Annotated in this window: 12 protein-coding genes; 1 reads left to right on the top strand and 11 read right to left on the bottom strand. The window is 41.1% G+C overall.

Annotated features, from left to right (window positions below; genetic code table 11):
- Positions 1–86: 86 nt before the first annotated feature.
- Both malQ and LRQ06_RS14915 read right to left on the bottom strand, forming a co-directional pair.
- Entirely contained in the window at positions 87–2,267 is a 2,181-nt protein-coding gene (gene malQ / locus LRQ06_RS14920; RefSeq protein ID WP_232767768.1) for a 4-alpha-glucanotransferase, read from the bottom strand.
- Between the two features lie 64 nt (positions 2,268–2,331).
- A complete protein-coding gene (locus tag LRQ06_RS14915; protein ID WP_232767765.1) occupies positions 2,332–4,785 on the bottom strand; it encodes a glycogen/starch/alpha-glucan phosphorylase in 2,454 nt (817 codons plus the stop codon).
- A 405-nt stretch (positions 4,786–5,190) separates the two neighbouring features.
- On the opposite strand from LRQ06_RS14915, the gene malT reads away from it, so the two are divergent.
- The gene (gene malT, locus LRQ06_RS14910; protein ID WP_232767763.1) at positions 5,191–7,887 is read left to right on the top strand and encodes an HTH-type transcriptional regulator MalT; all 2,697 of its coding nucleotides are present in this window, start codon (positions 5,191–5,193) and stop codon (positions 7,885–7,887) included.
- A 14-nt stretch (positions 7,888–7,901) separates the two neighbouring features.
- Here the strand turns inward: malT and cyoE are convergent, their stop codons facing one another.
- From cyoE to LRQ06_RS14865, 9 genes are all read right to left on the bottom strand, one after another.
- On the bottom strand, positions 7,902–8,768 hold the full coding sequence (gene cyoE / locus LRQ06_RS14905; RefSeq protein ID WP_232767761.1) for a heme o synthase: 867 nt from the start codon (positions 8,766–8,768) through the stop codon (positions 7,902–7,904).
- Between the two features lie 19 nt (positions 8,769–8,787).
- The gene (gene cyoD / locus LRQ06_RS14900; protein ID WP_232767757.1) at positions 8,788–9,099 is read right to left on the bottom strand and encodes a cytochrome o ubiquinol oxidase subunit IV; all 312 of its coding nucleotides are present in this window, start codon (positions 9,097–9,099) and stop codon (positions 8,788–8,790) included.
- The gene (gene cyoC / locus LRQ06_RS14895) at positions 9,099–9,695 is read right to left on the bottom strand and encodes a cytochrome o ubiquinol oxidase subunit III (RefSeq protein WP_232767754.1); all 597 of its coding nucleotides are present in this window, start codon (positions 9,693–9,695) and stop codon (positions 9,099–9,101) included. Before cyoC ends, cyoD begins: the two co-directional genes overlap by 1 nt.
- The gene (cyoB, locus tag LRQ06_RS14890; protein WP_232767753.1) at positions 9,685–11,721 is read right to left on the bottom strand and encodes a cytochrome o ubiquinol oxidase subunit I; all 2,037 of its coding nucleotides are present in this window, start codon (positions 11,719–11,721) and stop codon (positions 9,685–9,687) included. The genes cyoC and cyoB overlap by 11 nt, the downstream gene beginning before the upstream one ends.
- A gap of 5 nt (positions 11,722–11,726) precedes the next feature.
- Positions 11,727–12,689 (bottom strand): ubiquinol oxidase subunit II, encoded by a 963-nt coding sequence (gene cyoA, locus LRQ06_RS14885; protein ID WP_232767749.1) that lies wholly within the window; start codon positions 12,687–12,689, stop codon positions 11,727–11,729.
- Between the two features lie 371 nt (positions 12,690–13,060).
- Positions 13,061–13,777, bottom strand: coding sequence for a YebC/PmpR family DNA-binding transcriptional regulator (locus tag LRQ06_RS14880; protein ID WP_232767737.1), 717 nt, complete (start codon positions 13,775–13,777; stop codon positions 13,061–13,063).
- 76 nt (positions 13,778–13,853) lie between these two features.
- A complete protein-coding gene (locus LRQ06_RS14875) occupies positions 13,854–14,063 on the bottom strand; it encodes a DUF3283 family protein (protein WP_232767736.1) in 210 nt (69 codons plus the stop codon).
- Positions 14,064–14,223: 160 nt separating this feature from the next.
- Positions 14,224–14,421 carry a PA3496 family putative envelope integrity protein gene (locus LRQ06_RS14870; RefSeq protein ID WP_232767734.1) on the bottom strand — a complete coding sequence of 66 codons (198 nt, stop codon included), beginning with the start codon at positions 14,419–14,421 and terminating at the stop codon, positions 14,224–14,226.
- A 397-nt stretch (positions 14,422–14,818) separates the two neighbouring features.
- Positions 14,819–16,795 (bottom strand): replication initiator protein RctB domain-containing protein, encoded by a 1,977-nt coding sequence (locus LRQ06_RS14865; protein ID WP_232767732.1) that lies wholly within the window; start codon positions 16,793–16,795, stop codon positions 14,819–14,821.
- Positions 16,796–17,738: the final 943 nt, after the last annotated feature.

Here is a 17,738-nt window from a genome sequence, read left to right as displayed (position 1 = left end):
ATTCAAACATAATCAACCGAACTTCACTAGTATTGATTATGCAACTAGTCGAAATCGTCACGATTTTACATATAAAACTTCAATTTTTATGACTTACCTTTTTGTCTGACCTGAGTGATGTGTCTGGCTAAAGACCGGATATCTTCACGGGTGAAAATATCTTCCAGAGTTAAACTTAATTTTCTTCGCCAGTTGGGATACTCATCTACCGTGCCCGGAATGTTGACTGGTTTTTCCATTTCCAACCAATCTTCAAGCTGAACACTCATTAAAGCTGATGCCCCGGCAGCCAGATGCAAGTGCAATCCTTCACTCAAATACGAATCCATAGGTACCAGACTCGCATCACGTCCGATCCCCTCCGGCAGATACCCATGCCAGGCAACAGAATCCAAAATACTTTGTTTAGCCTCCAGTCTCTGATCAAACATACATTGTAATTGTTTCTCATCTGGATAAATGCCAAGCTGACTCCCCATTTTCAAGTCAGTGCAATGCCAGAACCCTCTTAACGTTGGCATATCGTGTGTACAGAGTGCACTCATGGATTGACTCACATAATGACTTGGAGAAATATAACCGCCATCAGGTGCCCGGGAAAAGAAAAAGACTTTATATGAATGAACACCGGCATCGGACAATAACTCGGTCATTTCATCAGGAACAGTTCCTAAATCTTCACCAATAACACTACACTGGTGACGGTGAGACTCTAAAGCCAGTATTGAAAGCAATTCATGAACCGGATAACTCATATAAGCGCCTTCTTTAGCAGAGGCACCACGGGGAACCCACCATAATCTCAATAATCCCAGAACATGATCAATCCTCAACGACCCACAATGGTTCATATTAGCCCGTAACAAACCAATAAAAGAATCATAAGCCCGGTGCCGCATAACCTGAGGGTTAATCGGTGGAAGTCCCCAGTTTTGCCCTAATGGACCTAAATTATCCGGTGGTGCACCAATACTGAGATTAAGCATCAGATTACCCTGATCTGCCCACACTTCAGATCCCGATTCTGCCACACCAACAGCCAGATCACGATACAACCCAATAGTCATACCCTGCTCCAGTGCCAGTTTCTGAACCTCTTCGATTTGGGAATCGGCAATCCACTGTAAATACAAATACAAATTCACTTTATCAGAATGATCATTAATATATTTCTGAACCGCAGAATTCTGAAACTGTTGATATTTTTCAGGAAAAGCCTGCCATCCCCAAATATCCTTACCATCCACACGCAACTCAGTATGCAAAGCATCAAACGCAGCCTGAGCCATAAGAGATTCTCCACCTTTATCAACAAACGATAAAAAGTCCTGGGCTCGGGATGTATTGACGTTAAGATGACGTTTTTTAAATTCCTTATATAACAAAGGGAGAATTTGCATCTTCAGTGATGCGACCTTTGTATAATTTACCCAGTGAGTCTGCCTTGCTTCATGGAGCTGAGCCTGAAATTCAAGGCTGCCAACCTTCTTCTGAGCTTCTGAGCTAAGAGCGAACTCAGGAATAGAGCTGACATCAATATAAAAGATATTAAGCCAGCGCCGTGATGAAGGACTGTAAGGACTGGCCCCTTCCGGATTGGCCGGGAAAAGCGCATGTATTGGATTTAACCCAACAAAATCCGCCCCGAGCTGAGCCATTTCGACCACCAGATGTTTAAGATCACCAAAATCACCCATTCCCCAGTTATGTTCAGTTTTTAAGGTATACAATTGAACACTGGGACCCCACAGCTTTTTACCCTGAGCCAAACCATTTTGCTTATAACAAGTTTTTGGCGCCACAATAACCGTTGTCGTATAAGGCGACTTTCTTCGCTTGCGGGTAATGGATAACTGATGATAGCCAAACGGTAATGCCTGACCAATACTGAAAATTAGAGGGCCTCCATTCTCACGGTCATCTTTAACAATGTCGGACTGAATATAACCAGAAAAAGACTCTCCTTCCTCAGTCGTCAGGCACCATTCAAAATCACTTTCTCTGGCGCTGAGACTGATACGTAAAGGAACTTCAACATGTTGATCTTCTTGTGCAAACACAACCGGGGATAAAATTTCACTTTTTTTTTCTTTTTCAAGAGCAGTCTGTAAAGATTTATCCGATGAAGTATCATAACCCAGCTCCTGAAGCATAAAACTCAGTGTGTGGCTGGAAATATGGGCTTCTTTTCCCCAGCTATCAATATAGCATTCTTTGATACCGGCTTCTTTAGATACCCGAACCAAGGTGTCTCGGTGAGCAACCATACGCGCCACTCCTATCTTCATTTATTGAACACGGGAAAGAGCCAAAGGCTCTTTTCTACGCTACTTATCGTTTAACTGATCCAAGTTTCCAAATATTATTCACATAGTCACGAATACTACGATCTGAACTGAATTTACCGGTTTTCGCTGTATTCAGAATGGCTTTTTTCGCCCACCCCATTTTATCGGCATAAGCCTGATCAAGTTGTTTCTGAGCTTCCACATAAGCCGCAAAATCAGCGAGTACCAGATAAGGGTCACCACTATCTAATAAACTCTCAAAGGTGGCTTTTAACTGCCCTGGACAGCCGGGGGTAAATTCGTCCCCAGCCAAAAGGTCCAGTGAAGCTTTAAGGAGAGGATCGGCGTTATAGTAGTCGTACGGGTTATAACCGCGAGCCCGGAGCTGTTCCACTTCATCCACTTCCAATCCGAAAATGAATATGTTGTCGTCACCAACTTCTTCACGAATTTCAACGTTTGCACCATCCATAGTCCCGATAGTTAATGCCCCGTTCATCGCCATTTTCATGTTACCAGTACCGGACGCTTCTTTACCCGCTGTTGAAATCTGCTCTGATACATCGGCAGCCGGTATCATTAACTCAGCAATGCTGACCCGGTAATCAGGAACAAAGATGATTTTAATTTTGTCGTTAACCCGCTCATCATGATTGATTTTTTCAGCCATCTTATTGATAGCAAAAATAATTTCTTTCGCCAAATGATATCCGGGAGCGGCTTTAGCGCCGAAAAAGAAAACACGAGGAACCATATCAAAATCAGGATCACTTAACAGACGATAATAAAGCGATAAGATGTGTAACATGTTCAGATGCTGACGTTTATACTCATGCAAACGCTTGATCTGAACATCAAATATCGCATTCACATCCAGCTCGATACTCATGTTGGATCTCACCCAATCCGCCAGGCGTTGCTTGTTCTCTTTTTTTACTTCCATGAACTGTTGCTGGAAACCGGCATCATCGGCAAAACTGGCCAGTTTAGAAAGTTGGTCCAGATCCGTTGGCCACTCGTCACCAATTTTTTCCGTAATCAACTCAGACAATCCGGGGTTACAAAACTGAATCCAGCGTCTTGGCGTCACCCCATTTGTCACATTCTGTAGCTTTCCAGGATAGAGCTCATTAAACTCAGGGAACAGATTTTGTTTGACCAGATCGGAGTGTAATGCAGCAACACCATTCACGGCATACGAACCAATGACACTGAGGTTTGCCATTCTGACCAGACGGTGAAAGCCTTCCTGAATAATCGATAGTTTCTGCAGCTTTCCTACATCACCTGGCCACTTCGCTCTGACATCATTAAGGAAATGGGAATTAATCTCATAAATGATCCTCATGTGGCGTGGAAGAAGACGCAGGATCAGTGCCTCATCCCATGTTTCAAGTGCTTCAGGTAACAAGGTATGGTTGGTGTAGGCAAAGGTTTTACTGCTGATAGCCCAGGCGTCATCCCAATCCATTCCTCTCTCATCAATCAAAATTCTCATTAGCTCGGGAATCGAGATTGCAGGGTGAGTATCATTAAGCTGAATGGTTTCATGCTTCGGCAGATCTTTTAAATCAAAACCTGCGGACTCATGACGGCGTAATATATCTCTAATTGATGCGGCACTGTGAAAATACTGCTGCATCAAACGCAGGGTTTTTCCTTTTTCATGGTTATCATTGGGATATAACACTTTCGTAATGTTACCGGCGTCAATCAACGAACGCTGAGCCTCAAAATAGTTTCCATTATTAAAGCTTTCCAGAGAGAATGGAGCAATTGCACGGCACTCCCATAAGCGTAGCGGATAAACAGTATCACTTTTGTAACCGACAACCGGCAGATCCCAGGCCATCGCTTTTACAGTCATTCCCGGCGTCCAAACCTCTTTCTTTTTGCCGTCTTCATAGACGGTTTTTACTTCACCGTAAAAACCGATTTCCTGAGCCAGATCCGGCCGGGCGACTTCCCAGGGGTAGCCTTGAACGCCACACCATTGATCTGGATCTTCTTTTTGCTCACAGTTTTCAAAGGACTGTTTAAATAGCCCATATTCATAGTGAAGACCGTACCCGACAGCCGGATACTCCTGAGCAGCCAAAGAATCCATAAAACACGCAGCCAGCCGTCCTAAACCACCGTTACCCAGAGAAGGGTCCCGTTCTTCCTCAAGCAGATCCGACAGGCTCTGCCCCATATCCTTCATCGCATCATCGATAAATTCATAAACCCCCATATTAAGAAGGTTATTTCCGGTAAGACGACCAATCAGAAACTCCAGTGACAAATAATTCACACTCTTCGCTTCTATGATTTTTTTATCCTGCTCAGTCTCTAGCAGATCACGAGTGGTTAACTCCGCCAGAGCTCTTGCCATTGCAAGGTACCATTCCCTTTGATTGGCTTGTTCTGGTGTGGTTGCGTACGTTGAAATTAAATGGCGTTTTACATTCTCTTCAAACAGGATCTTATCGAAATTTTTTCTCATGATTGGTTTCATAAAAACCCTCACTATCATTGTTGACATCGTTGAGCAGATCTACGTTTTCATGCTGCCATAATCAGGTAGAACGTCATCCTCCTTTAGAGGTACCCAAAAGGCGCAGAGCAGAGGCGTAATTCCGAATAAATACGCAATTTTTGTGATGAACATCCAAAATATTCGGTTTTTTTCTCCCCTAAAACTTCAAAGGGGAAAATGGCCGGAGGAAAAACAACTTAATAAACAGAGCAATTAAGCCATTATTTCATAAACAACCACACCAAATGAGACAAATATCACGCAAAAATCTTACTTAAATGCCAAAAATTAAGCATTTATGTGTATAGTTGAATTATATAAAGGAAATTAACACCACTAAGTGTGATATAAATCACATAAAAAGGGCGTAGACGAGTTATCGAGATGGTAATAAGAAAAGAATTTCAGATACCAAAGATTCGAAAGAAAGCAATCATCAGACAAAGGCTTGAGCAACAGCTAACCCAAAATATCCGGTCAGGACTGATTTTAGTATCTGCACCAGCCGGATACGGAAAATCTGTTTTAATCAGCCAAAGCTTAGCTCATTATTCCCATCTTAGCTGGTACAACATCGAAGATTATGATGATGACCCCGAACAATTTTTTTACTGCTTTATTCTCGCGCTTAAATCAGCGGCTAAACAGCCCTTCCCCATGACAGAAGCGCTGCTTAAAAATACCCGCTATACCGTAAAAAAACTGTTTAATGCATTCAGAGACGACTATTCGTCCATCACTCAACCATGCTGTATCGTACTTGATAACTACCACAAAATTTCTCACAAACGAATACACGATTTTATCCGTCTGCTCCTCAGCTGTCTTCCCGACAATCTCAATATATCCATATGTATACTAAGCCGTCAGATTCCCCCTTTTAATCTGGCCCAACTTCGTCTCCAGAGTAAATTAATTCATATCAATAAATTACAGCTCGTTTTTAGCGAAGAAGAAATCACTACATTTATAAAAATTCACTATCCGGAATTGACAATAACGTCCGACAGAGTCCGACAACTATACCAATACTGTAAAGGTTGGATTTCACCAATCATCCTAGTTTTAGATACCGTAAAAGATGACTACGCCCTTCTGAATCTGATAAATAAAGGATCTGCCCACCTGAACTTTCCATCCATTGATCAATATATTGAGGATGAAATTTTAACATCCTTGTCCAGCTCAACTCTCAGGTTGTGTATGAGATTGTCACTGTTTCCATTTTTTACCGAACGTCAGGCAACAATCATTACTCAGGGAAACGGAACGACAACCAGCCTGGAAGAACTGTTTAATCTCAGCTTACTATCTGTGATTGATAATGAAAAAAATCAATTTTCATTCCATCCTCTGATTCGTGAATATCTCAATATCCGTCGTCTGAAGTGTGCTTCAAAACAGGAATCCGAGCTGACAGAAACCGCAATACAGGCTTATCTGGAAGAAGGATACATAGAAGAAGCGTTATCACTAATAACAGACAGTACTCAAATTATTCCTGTCCTGAAAAAACATGGATGGTCATTGTTTAACCAGTTTAAATTACCTGTTTTAGAGAAGTCCCTCCGCTTACTTTCAGAACAAGATTTATATTTAAACCCTGATATTGGAATTCTTTCCGCCTGGATAAAACTCACCAGAAATGATCCTGATAATGTGTCGCGGATCCTTGCCACCTATGATTCACTCTTACCGGATGTCAAAGACAAAACCGTAAAATATGAACTATCCGGTCAGTTTGAAATACTTAAGGCTCAGTTAGCAATATACCATCACGATCCTAAGTTGGCTCTGGAGCACGCAGAACAAGCTCTTATTTGCCTTGATCATGCTTCCTATCGGGGACGGTGTATAGCTACATCCATCATCGGGGAAGTAAACCATACCAATGGGAAACTTGAACAAGCCCTGTCTTTAATGCAACAAACGGAAAGGTTTGCCCGTCAGCATAAATTAGCCCCACAAATCATCACAGCACAAATTCAGCAGGGAGAAATATATCTGGCTCAGGGAATGTTATCTCTCTGTGATGAAGAACTGTCTAAAGCAAACAAGATCATCACTCAGTATAGATTGTTTCATTTTCCATTTTATTCTTCATTTATTGCCATTCAGATCGAATTTTATCTTGAAAAAAGGATGTTCACCGAAGCCCAAAAATGCGGTGAAGATGCGATGAGTAAAATAGATGATTCTTCTATCCCAGACAGAGACCGGATAGTGGCATCATTAGCAAAAGTAGAAATGAGTCAGAAGAAGTGGAAAAATGCGGCCGATGCGCTTGCCCATCTAACCATTATGGACGAATTAAGCTCTCTATCCGAATGTTCGCCACAAATTGCTGAAGCAAAACTGTATTACTGGCTGCATAGTCAAAATAATATGGCTGTGAAGCTTTGGTTAGATCAAACGCATGAGCCTCAATCCGGATTCAATCACCATACCCAGTGCCAATACAGAAATATCGCTCTGGCCTGTCTGATCCAAAAAAATTATGATCGTAGTGAATGCTTATTAAATCAATCAATCGCCGATGCAGAAAAGTCTCATCTGCTTGTCGATCTCTACCGGTCTCACATTCTTCTGGCTAACGTATACCACATGCAAAACAGAAAAAAACTGGCTAAAGAGTCATTACTTCAGTCTCTGAGCTTATCAGCAGAATACAAAATTTGTGGGTACTACTATTTAACAGGGAAGTGGGTGCTTACTTACCTGAATGAAATTATCAATGTTAATAAATCGACCTTAACCAGAACGGAAATATGGCATACTTATAAACTCAGAGATCATTTAAATACCTATTACTTTGCAGCAGAAGAGACCTCACAACATTCTGAGCACAATTTAGTATTTCAAATTTCTCACTACCAGCGTGAGCAGGGAAGCCCTCTGACACCAAGAGAAGCTCAGATATTCAGTCTGATTTATACTGGCTGGAAAAACGATCAGATAGCCGATTACTGCAAAGTGGCCCCTACTACCGTAAAAAGCCACATAAGAAATCTCTATCAGAAATTATCGGTATCAAACAGACAACAGGCAAAAGCACTTGCCGATCAACTGATGAACCAATGAATAGCAGAACGGATTTACATAGTCATAGAAAACAGTTCCACGCCGAGAACGGAGCTAAATCCCATCACCACCACTAAAGACATTTTAAAAACAGATTTAGACCAGGCTACATAATTGTCCTGATGGATTTCTCTGAAAGTAACCCGAGTCCACATAAAGCACACCGCCGCGGAAACCAAAAGATATTCATAGCCGGTATTACCGAACACAAACAACCCAAACGCAACAGCACTAAAGGCCATCACATAGAAGATCATGTGTTTTCTCGCTTTCTGAATCCCCTCAACCACAGGCAGTACCGGGATGCCGGCGTCCGCATAATCCTTCATACGAAACATGGCAATCGCATAAGAATGGGGCATCTGCCAGATGCAGAACAAAACAAAAAGTAACACTGCTTCTAAACTCAGATAGTTTGTCACTGCCAAATAACCGACAAACGGCGGCACAGCTCCGGATAAACTCCCCACAAATGTCCCAAATATAGACGAACGCTTGTACCACATCGTATAAAAAAAGACATAAAAGATATATCCAAGCAATACCACCACTGCAGATAAAGGGTTCGTCATAAAATACAGCAGTACGGTACCGGTCAGTAATAACACCAGAGCGTAAACAAAAGCATGATCGACGTCCACTTCACCGGTCACCAGAGAACGGTTGCGTGTCCTGGACATTTTTTTATCAATATCCCGGTCATAAATATTATTCACAACACATCCCGAACCAATCACCAACGCCACCCCAGCCAGAGTACATAAAAATAGCATACTGTCTGCCGGCTCGGTTTTGGCTGCCAGAAAAAAACCGGCAGCCGTTGAGATCAAATTGCCAAAGACAATCCCGGGTTTCGTAATCGATAAATAACCTTTTATCATTGGCATCTTCATGATAAGCCTACATCATCATGTTGATATTCAGGTTCCACATGATCCAGATGGATCCCACTATCAATATCAAAACAACAATGGCTGCGAACACCAGAGACAAAAGATTCCACCGTCCCTCACTGGTTTTTGATTCCATATGCAGAAAATAAACAAAATGCACAAAAACCTGAACAATCGCACATCCAAAAATGATCGCATACGTGGCACCCTTAGGTAGCAAATGAGTTCCTACGAGATAAAACGGTATGATGGTCAGAATCAAAGATGCGATAAAACCTATTACGTAGCTTTTTGAACTTGCTTCAGTTGTACTGCTCATCACATCGCTCCCACAAGATAGACAAAGGTAAAGACACAGATCCAGACAATATCTAAGAAATGCCAGAAAAGACTTAAGCAACTAAAGCGTAACGTCATCGTATCCGTCAGCCCTTTGCTGTTCAGTTGTACCAAACAAACAGCAAGCCAGATCAAACCCACCGTCACATGTAAACCGTGAGTACCGACCAGAGTAAAGAAAGCGGATAAAAAGGCACTGTGGTCAGGTCCGTGACCATTCACAATTAAATGATGAAACTCATACAATTCCATCGAGATGAACCCTGCGCCGAGGAAAAACGTCACAATCAACCAACGTTTCAGACCGGCAATATCCCTTTTAGACATGGATATCATACCAAAGCCAAACGTAATGCTGCTCAGCAGCAACAACATGGTCTCAACAAACACAAATGGCAGTTCAAAGATATCTTTTCCACTCACGCCACCCGCCGTACCACTTTCAAGGACAGCATAAGTTGCAAACAAGGTTGCGAAGAGGATGCAGTCCCCCATAAGGTAAATCCAGAACCCGAACAGCTTATTGCCTGCGGCATCATGGTGGTGGTCATGTTCTCCGGCATGATTAACGTGCATACTTCACCTCCGCGTCATCATCGTCATTTTTCTTTTCATGCGCCAGTTTTCGGGCTTTCTCAACATTTCTCCTGTGTTCGGATTCAATGCGCTCAATGTCTTCAACAGGCACATAATAATCCACATCATCGTTAAAACTGTGTTTGATGAATATTGCAACCATTCCAACAAAGCTCACAATGGCAAGCCACCATATATACCAAATCAATGCAAAACCAAACACGGTAGCCAGGCCAGATAGATAGATACCCGCAGTGGTATTCTTCGGCATATGAATCGGCTCATATTTTACTTTTTTATTCAGAGTAAACTCGCCTCTTTCTTTCTGATACCAATAGGCATCAATTTCATCGGATTGCGGTGTTACTGCAAAATTATAAAATGGCGGTGGTGATGAAGTAGACCATTCCAGAGTCCGTCCATCCCACGGGTCACCCGTCAAATCCCGGTTCTGTTCGCGATCACGGATACTGACGAAGAACTGAATAAACTGACATAACACCCCACACGCGATGAGAAGCGTTCCAAAGGCAGCAATAGCCAAAAACGGGAAGAAATCCGGATTGATACCCTGACTGATCCGACGTGGCATTCCCATAAAGCCCAGTGCATACAAAGGCAGGAACGCAAAGATAAAGCCAATCAACCAGAACCAGAATGCCCGCCTTCCCCAGTCTTCATTTAAGGTAAATCCGAACGCTTTAGGGAACCAGAACGTAATACCGGCAAAGCACCCAAAGACCACCCCACCAATAATCACATTATGAAAATGCGCGACCAGAAATACACTGCCATGAAGGACAAAATCTGCACCCGGAACCGCCATAAGAACACCGGTCATTCCGCCAATCGAAAAGGTCACCAGAAAACCAATCGTCCATAAAATCGGAGTTTTGAAAAGCAGTCTTCCTTTGTAAATGGTAAACAACCAGTTAAATATTTTCACTCCGGTTGGTATTGCGATAATCATCGTCATGATGCCAAAGAAAGCATTGACGTTCGCTCCGGCCCCCATGGTAAAGAAGTGATGTAACCAGACAACGAAAGCAAGGATCGTGATGACGACAGTTGCCCACACCAAAGAGGTATAGCCGAACAATTTTTTACGCGCAAACGTGGCCGTCACTTCGGAGAAGACGCCGAAAACAGGCAACACAAGAATGTATACTTCCGGATGGCCCCAGGCCCACACCAGGTTGATATACATCATCATGTTGCCACCCATGTCATTGGTAAAGAAATGGAAGCCTAAGTAACGATCCAGTGCCAACAAGGTAATGGTCACCGTCAGAATCGGAAATGAAATCAGGATCAGAATGTTGGAACACAGTGAGGCCCAGGTAAAAATAGGCATTTTCATCATTGTCATTCCAGGCGTACGCATCCGGAGAATGGTCACAAAAAAGTTTATTCCCGACAAGGTTGTCCCGATACCCGACACCTGCAGTGCCCATATCCAGTAATCCACCCCGACACCCGGACTGAATTTAATACCGGAAACCGGTGGATAGGCTAACCAGCCTGTACGACCGAATTCACCAAGACCAAGTGATAAATTGGTTAAAATAACCCCACCGATAAATAACCAGAAGCTCAGGTTATTCAAAAAGGGGAAAGCCACATCTCTTGCGCCAATCTGCAACGGTACAGCAAGGTTCATTAACCCCACAATCAGTGGCATTGCAACGAAAAAGATCATGATGACACCGTGAGCAGTAAAAATCTGATCATAGTGATGCGGAGGCAAATATCCCGCTTCCCCTGCCGCCGATAGTAACTGCTGGCTTCTCATCATCACGGCATCGGCAAAGCCACGAATGAGCATAACAAATGCCACAATGATGTACATAATGCCGATCTTTTTGTGATCAACAGAAGTAAACCATTCTGTCCATAAATAGTTCCATTTACCCAGTTTTGTTACCCATGCCAGCACCAAAACGCCCACCAATGCGATAACAGACAGCGTGACCATAATAATTGGTTCATGGTATGGAATTGAGTCAAGCGTTAATCTTCCAAACATAATTTTTACCCTTCGTGATGCCCCATTTCGCCTTCGTTCTGATTTGCTTCATGGTGCATATGCATTTGCCCATGACTCATTTCCCCCGCATCTTCTCCCGAGTGATTCATACCTCCCGGATACTGCATAACGACCTCATTGAACAGGTTGTCAGGGACTTTAGAAAAGTAAGCGACAGGGGCATCAATACTTGGCTTAGCCAAAGTACGATAATCATTAAAATCATTAATCGTCTTATCTGAAGACTTCACCTTATCTACCCATTTTTCAAAACTGTCTTTTGAAGGCAGGGCAATAGCAGTGAATTTCATGTGAGAAAAACCTTCTCCGCTGTAACTGGCAGCGATACCCCGGTAATCTCCAGCTTCATTAGCAACAAGATGTAAACGGGTGACCATCGCAGGCATTGCGTAGAGCTGACTTCCAAGGCGGGGAATAAAAAATGAGTTCATGACATCATCTGATGTAAGTTTGAACAAAACGGGCACGTCCTTTGGAAAAGCCACTTCGTTAACCGTCGCTATTTTCTGGTCCGGATAAATAAATAACCACTTCCAGTTAAGCGCGACCACTTCAATCGTCATGGTTTTTTCTTCAGATTTAAGTGGGGTTGATGGCTCCAAATAATGAGACGAACGCCAGGTAATCACAGCCAGAATAGCGATAATAATGACTGGTACAGCCCAAACAACGACTTCAATTTTCGTCGAGTGTGCCCAATCGGGTGCGTATTCTTTCTGGCTTTCGCTGTTGGTCGCCCTGTATTTATGGGAAAAATAAAACACCATCAAAATGACAGGAACCACAACAATCAGCATCAAAAACACTGCTGTTATTATCAATTCCCGTATTTCGAGACCAACTTGTCCCTTGGGGTCAAGAAGTGCAAATTTACACCCAGAGAGCATTAATACTGTAAACAGTAAACACGCCCTTGATATGAGATTTTTATACCGTGAGGCTTTCATCAGCTTTACTTTCTCTTCTTGTATTCTAAGATTTTAGCAGGACAGTACTTACATTAAGCATAGGTAATATTCTGCAACGGTTAATACTTAACTCGCTCTAATTTTTGTAAATTTATAAGCAGTACTAAAAGTTTAAAGGGCAAATGAAAGTTATACAATTGTTTAAATCAGTATAAATATTGTGTAATTATAGGTAAAATAGTAGTTAAATACTTGATATTTTTTGATTTAAATCAATTTAAGGCGGGGTATATTTATTTTAAAAGAATTATTTTTTTTGATGTTTCTCACAGCACAAAGTGTTTTTCACAACAAAAAAGGCCTTCCAAAGAAGACCTTTTAATTCAAGAGCATAAAGAAAGAGAAGTGTTTTACAACACGGCGTTGTGATAAACCTGCTGAACATCATCACATTCATCCAGCATATCCAGGAATTTTTGAAACTTTTCAGCATCCTCGCCAGAGACTTCTGTCTGAGTCTGAGGGATAAAAGTGATTTCCTCAACATCAATATCTAACTCCGGGAACGAATCTGTTAATGCTGTTTTTGCTTTGAAAAACTCAGTCGTAGGAGCAAATACAGTAACAATACCATCTTCTAACTCAATATCAGTGACATCAACATCTGCCATCATCAGAGCTTCCAGAACCGCTTCATCATCATTGCCTTTAAACTGAAAAACAGCGCGGTGATCAAACATGTGTGCAACTGTACCCGGGTTACCGATTTTCGCACCTGTTTTCACAAAACACTGACGAACATCCTGAAACGTACGATTACCGTTATCCGTTAAACAATCAACGATGACGCTTGTGCCACCAGGTCCGAAACCTTCATATCGTGCAGGCTGGTAGTCTTCACCACCGCCACCTCTGGCTTTATCCAGTGCTTTCTCAATAACGTGAGCCGGAACATTATCTTTTTTTGCTTTAGCAATAAGATGCTTAAGCGACAAATTCATATCAGGATCTGCACCGCCATTCTTAGCGCATACATAGATCTCTTTACCATATTTAGAATAAACTTTAATTTTTGCGCCTTGCGTTTTCGCCATAGTGGCTTTGCGCACTTCAAAACTTCTTCCCATTGGGATGTTCTCTCTAGTTCAATTTAACGCGAGGGGTTTTAATAAGAAGCAAATCGTCTTCTATATGGAGCCCGGTTTACGAGACACCCATGATCTTCTTGTATTGATTTATCGATTGTTGAAACCAATCCTTTTCCTGTTCCGAGAGCAGTGAACGGATTTTTTCAGAAATTGCATCAGGCGCAATTTTCCCTTCTTTCAACTGCCAAACCAGAAAAGAAGCCTGTTTATCCAACTCAATCTTAAGCCGTTCTTCAGGACTTTTATTTGCAAGGTTAAGCGACATAGTAAAACGAGTCATCAATAAAACGAAAGGGGCAATATATCATACAGAGAGAAAAAATTAAGTCTGAAAATTATCCTAACACCGAACCAAATCAAAAAAAGAAGAAAAAAAGAGTGGTTTAAAACCACTCTTTCTGCGTATCCTTATTGCTATAAAAAGTCTAGTGTAACAGGCCTAGCTCTCTGGCTTCTTCTATAGACAGACCACTTTCTTTAATTTCTCTAAGTGCCTCTATACGACGTCTGGCTTCAGCCGATTTCAGACTTTTCATTGGCTTATCTGACTGCAATTCATCAGAAAGATCCCATTTGTTTGTAATATCAGTCATTTCATCATGGTTAATAGAATTAATGGACATATGCACCTCCGAAAAAACCATGTCTAAGACAAGATGATATATATCGAAGCACTAAAGTTATGTTAAGAAAAAATGATTCAGATTGTGACGCCATTAATAATTCGTGCAGTTTTATTGTGAGTGAACTCAATAACTGTTTACTCAGGTAGGAAAGTGCCAGTACAGTGAAATAATTCATTCTCAAAAAAGGGGGGTGATATATTAAACAACAGACATTAGAAACAAAAAAAAGCGAGCTAAAAAGCTCGCAAATGTGCTAAGTATGAATATAACAATATGAGCCTATCAGCTATAACTCGATAGGACAAAAGGTTGTCTTTCAAAACAAATGTTATCTACTTCTGCCCTACCCTCTGTCAACTTAGTGTCAATATAGTCCCAGTTAATTGACAGAATGTTACCCCCCTGCAGTTATCTCATCTAATGCTTTAAATACATTATCATCAAGATGGCCTTCAAAAATCAGTTTACAAACTTTTCTTCTGACAGCCAGACCAGAGATTAATCGTTCTATAGACAAATGTTTATTTATATTCCTTGAGTTATAAAGTTCGAGAAGTTTACTCAAAGTTTCATACGGAATAACCCGATCGGTCACTCTTAGCCAATCAAGCTTCTCTATGAGCTCCATACACTCTTCTCTTATAGACTTAGTCGTATGTCCGGTCATAGCAGAAAGAGCCGTTATACTTCGCTCCAGAGCCTCTGGAGAGGTATATTTAGAAAGAGTAATCGTTATTTCATCCGCATTGATTTCAACAAGATGCTTTCTCAGTTTCACTCGCCTTCCGAGATTACCTCTCGGCGACGGATCTTTTCTCTGCACCGGTTCAAACTCACCATCAATAACTGTTGCCAGTTCATCCAGTTTCTGTTTAGAAATCATTTCATGTCGTAGTGGGTTAGGAAGTGTTGGAGCCATATTACGTTTTCCTGCATTTGTCGTCCTGGCTCTTGAATAACGGAGCACTTCTTCCACATCACATTTGATATCCACCTGATAATCAGTAATTTTTGCTTTGCCTTCTAATTGGGTTAGCGTCAGATGGTATCCCCACAAATTCACAATAAAAACGGAGTCAGAAGATTTACCTTTCGATAATTTTTTCAACTCTCGGATCAAATCCATTGAAAAACGACGCCACTCAATATTTCGGGCAAGTTTCTGGTTTAATTCGGATAAAAGAATTGAATCGGTATGTCGGCGTACCATTCTACTTCGGAAATAAGAGTAAAGCTGAAAAACCAACGTATGTTGTTTCAAAATTTCCGGTGGAAACAGGAAAAAATAATCCCGGGTTAGTAACTCTTCGTAAAAAGAAGGTTCCCAAACCAGAATGTATAAATTAGGTTTAATTCGGATTCGACCATCGTCCCCTTCAACCGGCGCCTCTTCAGAAGCGGTAATAGATCTGGCCAAAAACCGGAATCGGTCACTTTTAAATCCTTCCGGCATATTTTCACTTAACCATCGGCCGGTTAGTTCATGAAGCTGAAAATCCGTAAATTCGATTCTGTCAATGCTGTCCCGGATAGAATCTCTGGCAGGACCACTGTCTTTTTTTCCTCGTAAAGATAGGATATCCGTAATGTATAACGGTGTCTTGTTTGGAATTTGCCTTGCATTCAGATGATAATCTTCCCGGTGATGATCGTGATACTGAACAGTTAGTGTAAATAAAGCAAATAATGTCATCAGATCATCGACGGTCATGATATTTTTCGATGACCGGGTTTCAATAATGGCTTTTGTTCCTGATATAGAGACCATCGATTTCTGATAATTCTTACGGGTTCTTGGCGGAGCTAAAGCCTGATCAATAATACCCGCCCAATTTGCCGGAGAAACGACAAACTGGTCTGCTTCGTCTCTCATTGCTGGTGGAGTATTTAATCCATGTTCGTTCAATAAACGGAGATTAACCTGGGTTTGTGCCAGGGCTTTCGAACGTTTTTGTTTTTCTGTTTGCTTAACAGACTCAGTGATGAGACTGGTTGATCCTAGGATAGAAATCAGACGAGTAGGTTTGACAAAGCGGTGCAACATTGTTTTACCGGCAAGACCTTCTTCAAATTTAACGGGGATTTGTTCAAATAAACCTACACTAACTGCTGCTCTCAACCGTTGTTGAATCGCCGCTCTTGTTAAAGCACCATCTGTAGCTTCTATCAGCTCAGTTGTTGATACTAATCCGTCTTTACTACTCATTCCCCGTAATGAAATCAGATTAAGCAACTCTACTATACTTTTGGTGACCCCTTTAAAATGTTGATATTCTTCAATCCATTCAATAGACGATTCTGAGACTTCAAAAAGGTGTCCGTCTTTGTGACTGCGTGGTGCTTTGATTAGAATTTTATCTTTATCACTCATTCGTAATCCAAAATGCAAGTAGAGTAAGTTTAATATCTTTCCGAGGATAAAGAAAAAAAAAAAAAAATAAAGGAAAAGATGTCTTAATAAACTGATCTTTTTGATTAATATGATCTTTATTGTTTATATGATCTTATGATCTGGCAATGATTTATCATTTAACATATTGAATTAAAAGAGTAAAATATTTCCTTGTCTGGAAGCATGATCATCCTCACCCGGGAATTATGATCATCATGTTTCCGAAAAAATGATCATCAGTGTTTAGAACGATGATCATTATAAATCTGGAGAATTGATCAAGGCTTGTTTGGACGCATGATCATAAAATAACAACACCTTATCCACAGCTGCATTATAACATAGGTCCAATTTTTCGTGAATTTAGCGATTTAATTCAGAAAAATGATCAAGGGAGATTCGATTTTCGGTTAAACCAGAGATAGCTATAACTCTTTTCTCTGGATTTTGATGTGTATTTTTTCATTTGTTCTGATTTTTCATCATCTTTGTGCCATTACGGAAACATGATCAAGAGTATATTTTTTTAATTACAATGTATTTTGACTACTTATCAATGGTAGGTTAAAAGATCACTTTCTTTCTGGGATCCCTTGTTTGAAAAGACATGAGCCGTAATTTGTGGTGAAATTTATATGTTTCCGGTGACCTATATTACATGATCATTCTTCCGATCTAATGAGAGTTTTTATCCCTCTATATATCTAATGGGTTGTTTCCTTGATCATTCTTCTGAATTTTTCTATACGTTTTTTTATTTCCGGAAGAATGATCAAGAACAGCCTTGATCATTCTTCTGCTTAAATAGCATTTCAGTTACTATTTTTCTTTTCCCTAACTGTTGAAGAATAAAAATATGATATAAACGTTTCCTTAAAACAAGTTGATTTTACAAACTCCGTAAGTAAAGTTCTCTTTATAA

The sequence above is a fragment of the Vibrio salinus genome, assembly GCF_021272385.1.
GTDB classification, from domain to species: Bacteria; Pseudomonadota; Gammaproteobacteria; order Enterobacterales; family Vibrionaceae; genus Vibrio; species Vibrio salinus.
This window is presented reverse-complemented; position numbering and strand designations above follow the sequence as displayed.

What these genes read in the sequence shown, in the direction of transcription:
- malQ (WP_232767768.1), bottom strand. Translation starts at nt 2,267, where the DNA reads ATGGTTGCTCACCGAGACACCTTGGTTCGGGTATCTAAAGAAGCCGGT.
- LRQ06_RS14915 (WP_232767765.1), bottom strand. Translation starts at nt 4,785, where the DNA reads ATGAAACCAATCATGAGAAAAAATTTCGATAAGATCCTGTTTGAAGAG.
- malT (WP_232767763.1), top strand. Translation starts at nt 5,191, where the DNA reads ATGGTAATAAGAAAAGAATTTCAGATACCAAAGATTCGAAAGAAAGCA.
- cyoE (WP_232767761.1), bottom strand. Translation starts at nt 8,768, where the DNA reads ATGATAAAAGGTTATTTATCGATTACGAAACCCGGGATTGTCTTTGGC.
- cyoD (WP_232767757.1), bottom strand. Translation starts at nt 9,099, where the DNA reads ATGAGCAGTACAACTGAAGCAAGTTCAAAAAGCTACGTAATAGGTTTT.
- cyoC (WP_232767754.1), bottom strand. Translation starts at nt 9,695, where the DNA reads ATGCACGTTAATCATGCCGGAGAACATGACCACCACCATGATGCCGCA.
- cyoB (WP_232767753.1), bottom strand. Translation starts at nt 11,721, where the DNA reads ATGTTTGGAAGATTAACGCTTGACTCAATTCCATACCATGAACCAATT.
- cyoA (WP_232767749.1), bottom strand. Translation starts at nt 12,689, where the DNA reads ATGAAAGCCTCACGGTATAAAAATCTCATATCAAGGGCGTGTTTACTG.
- LRQ06_RS14880 (WP_232767737.1), bottom strand. Translation starts at nt 13,777, where the DNA reads ATGGGAAGAAGTTTTGAAGTGCGCAAAGCCACTATGGCGAAAACGCAA.
- LRQ06_RS14875 (WP_232767736.1), bottom strand. Translation starts at nt 14,063, where the DNA reads ATGTCGCTTAACCTTGCAAATAAAAGTCCTGAAGAACGGCTTAAGATT.
- LRQ06_RS14870 (WP_232767734.1), bottom strand. Translation starts at nt 14,421, where the DNA reads ATGTCCATTAATTCTATTAACCATGATGAAATGACTGATATTACAAAC.
- LRQ06_RS14865 (WP_232767732.1), bottom strand. Translation starts at nt 16,795, where the DNA reads ATGAGTGATAAAGATAAAATTCTAATCAAAGCACCACGCAGTCACAAA.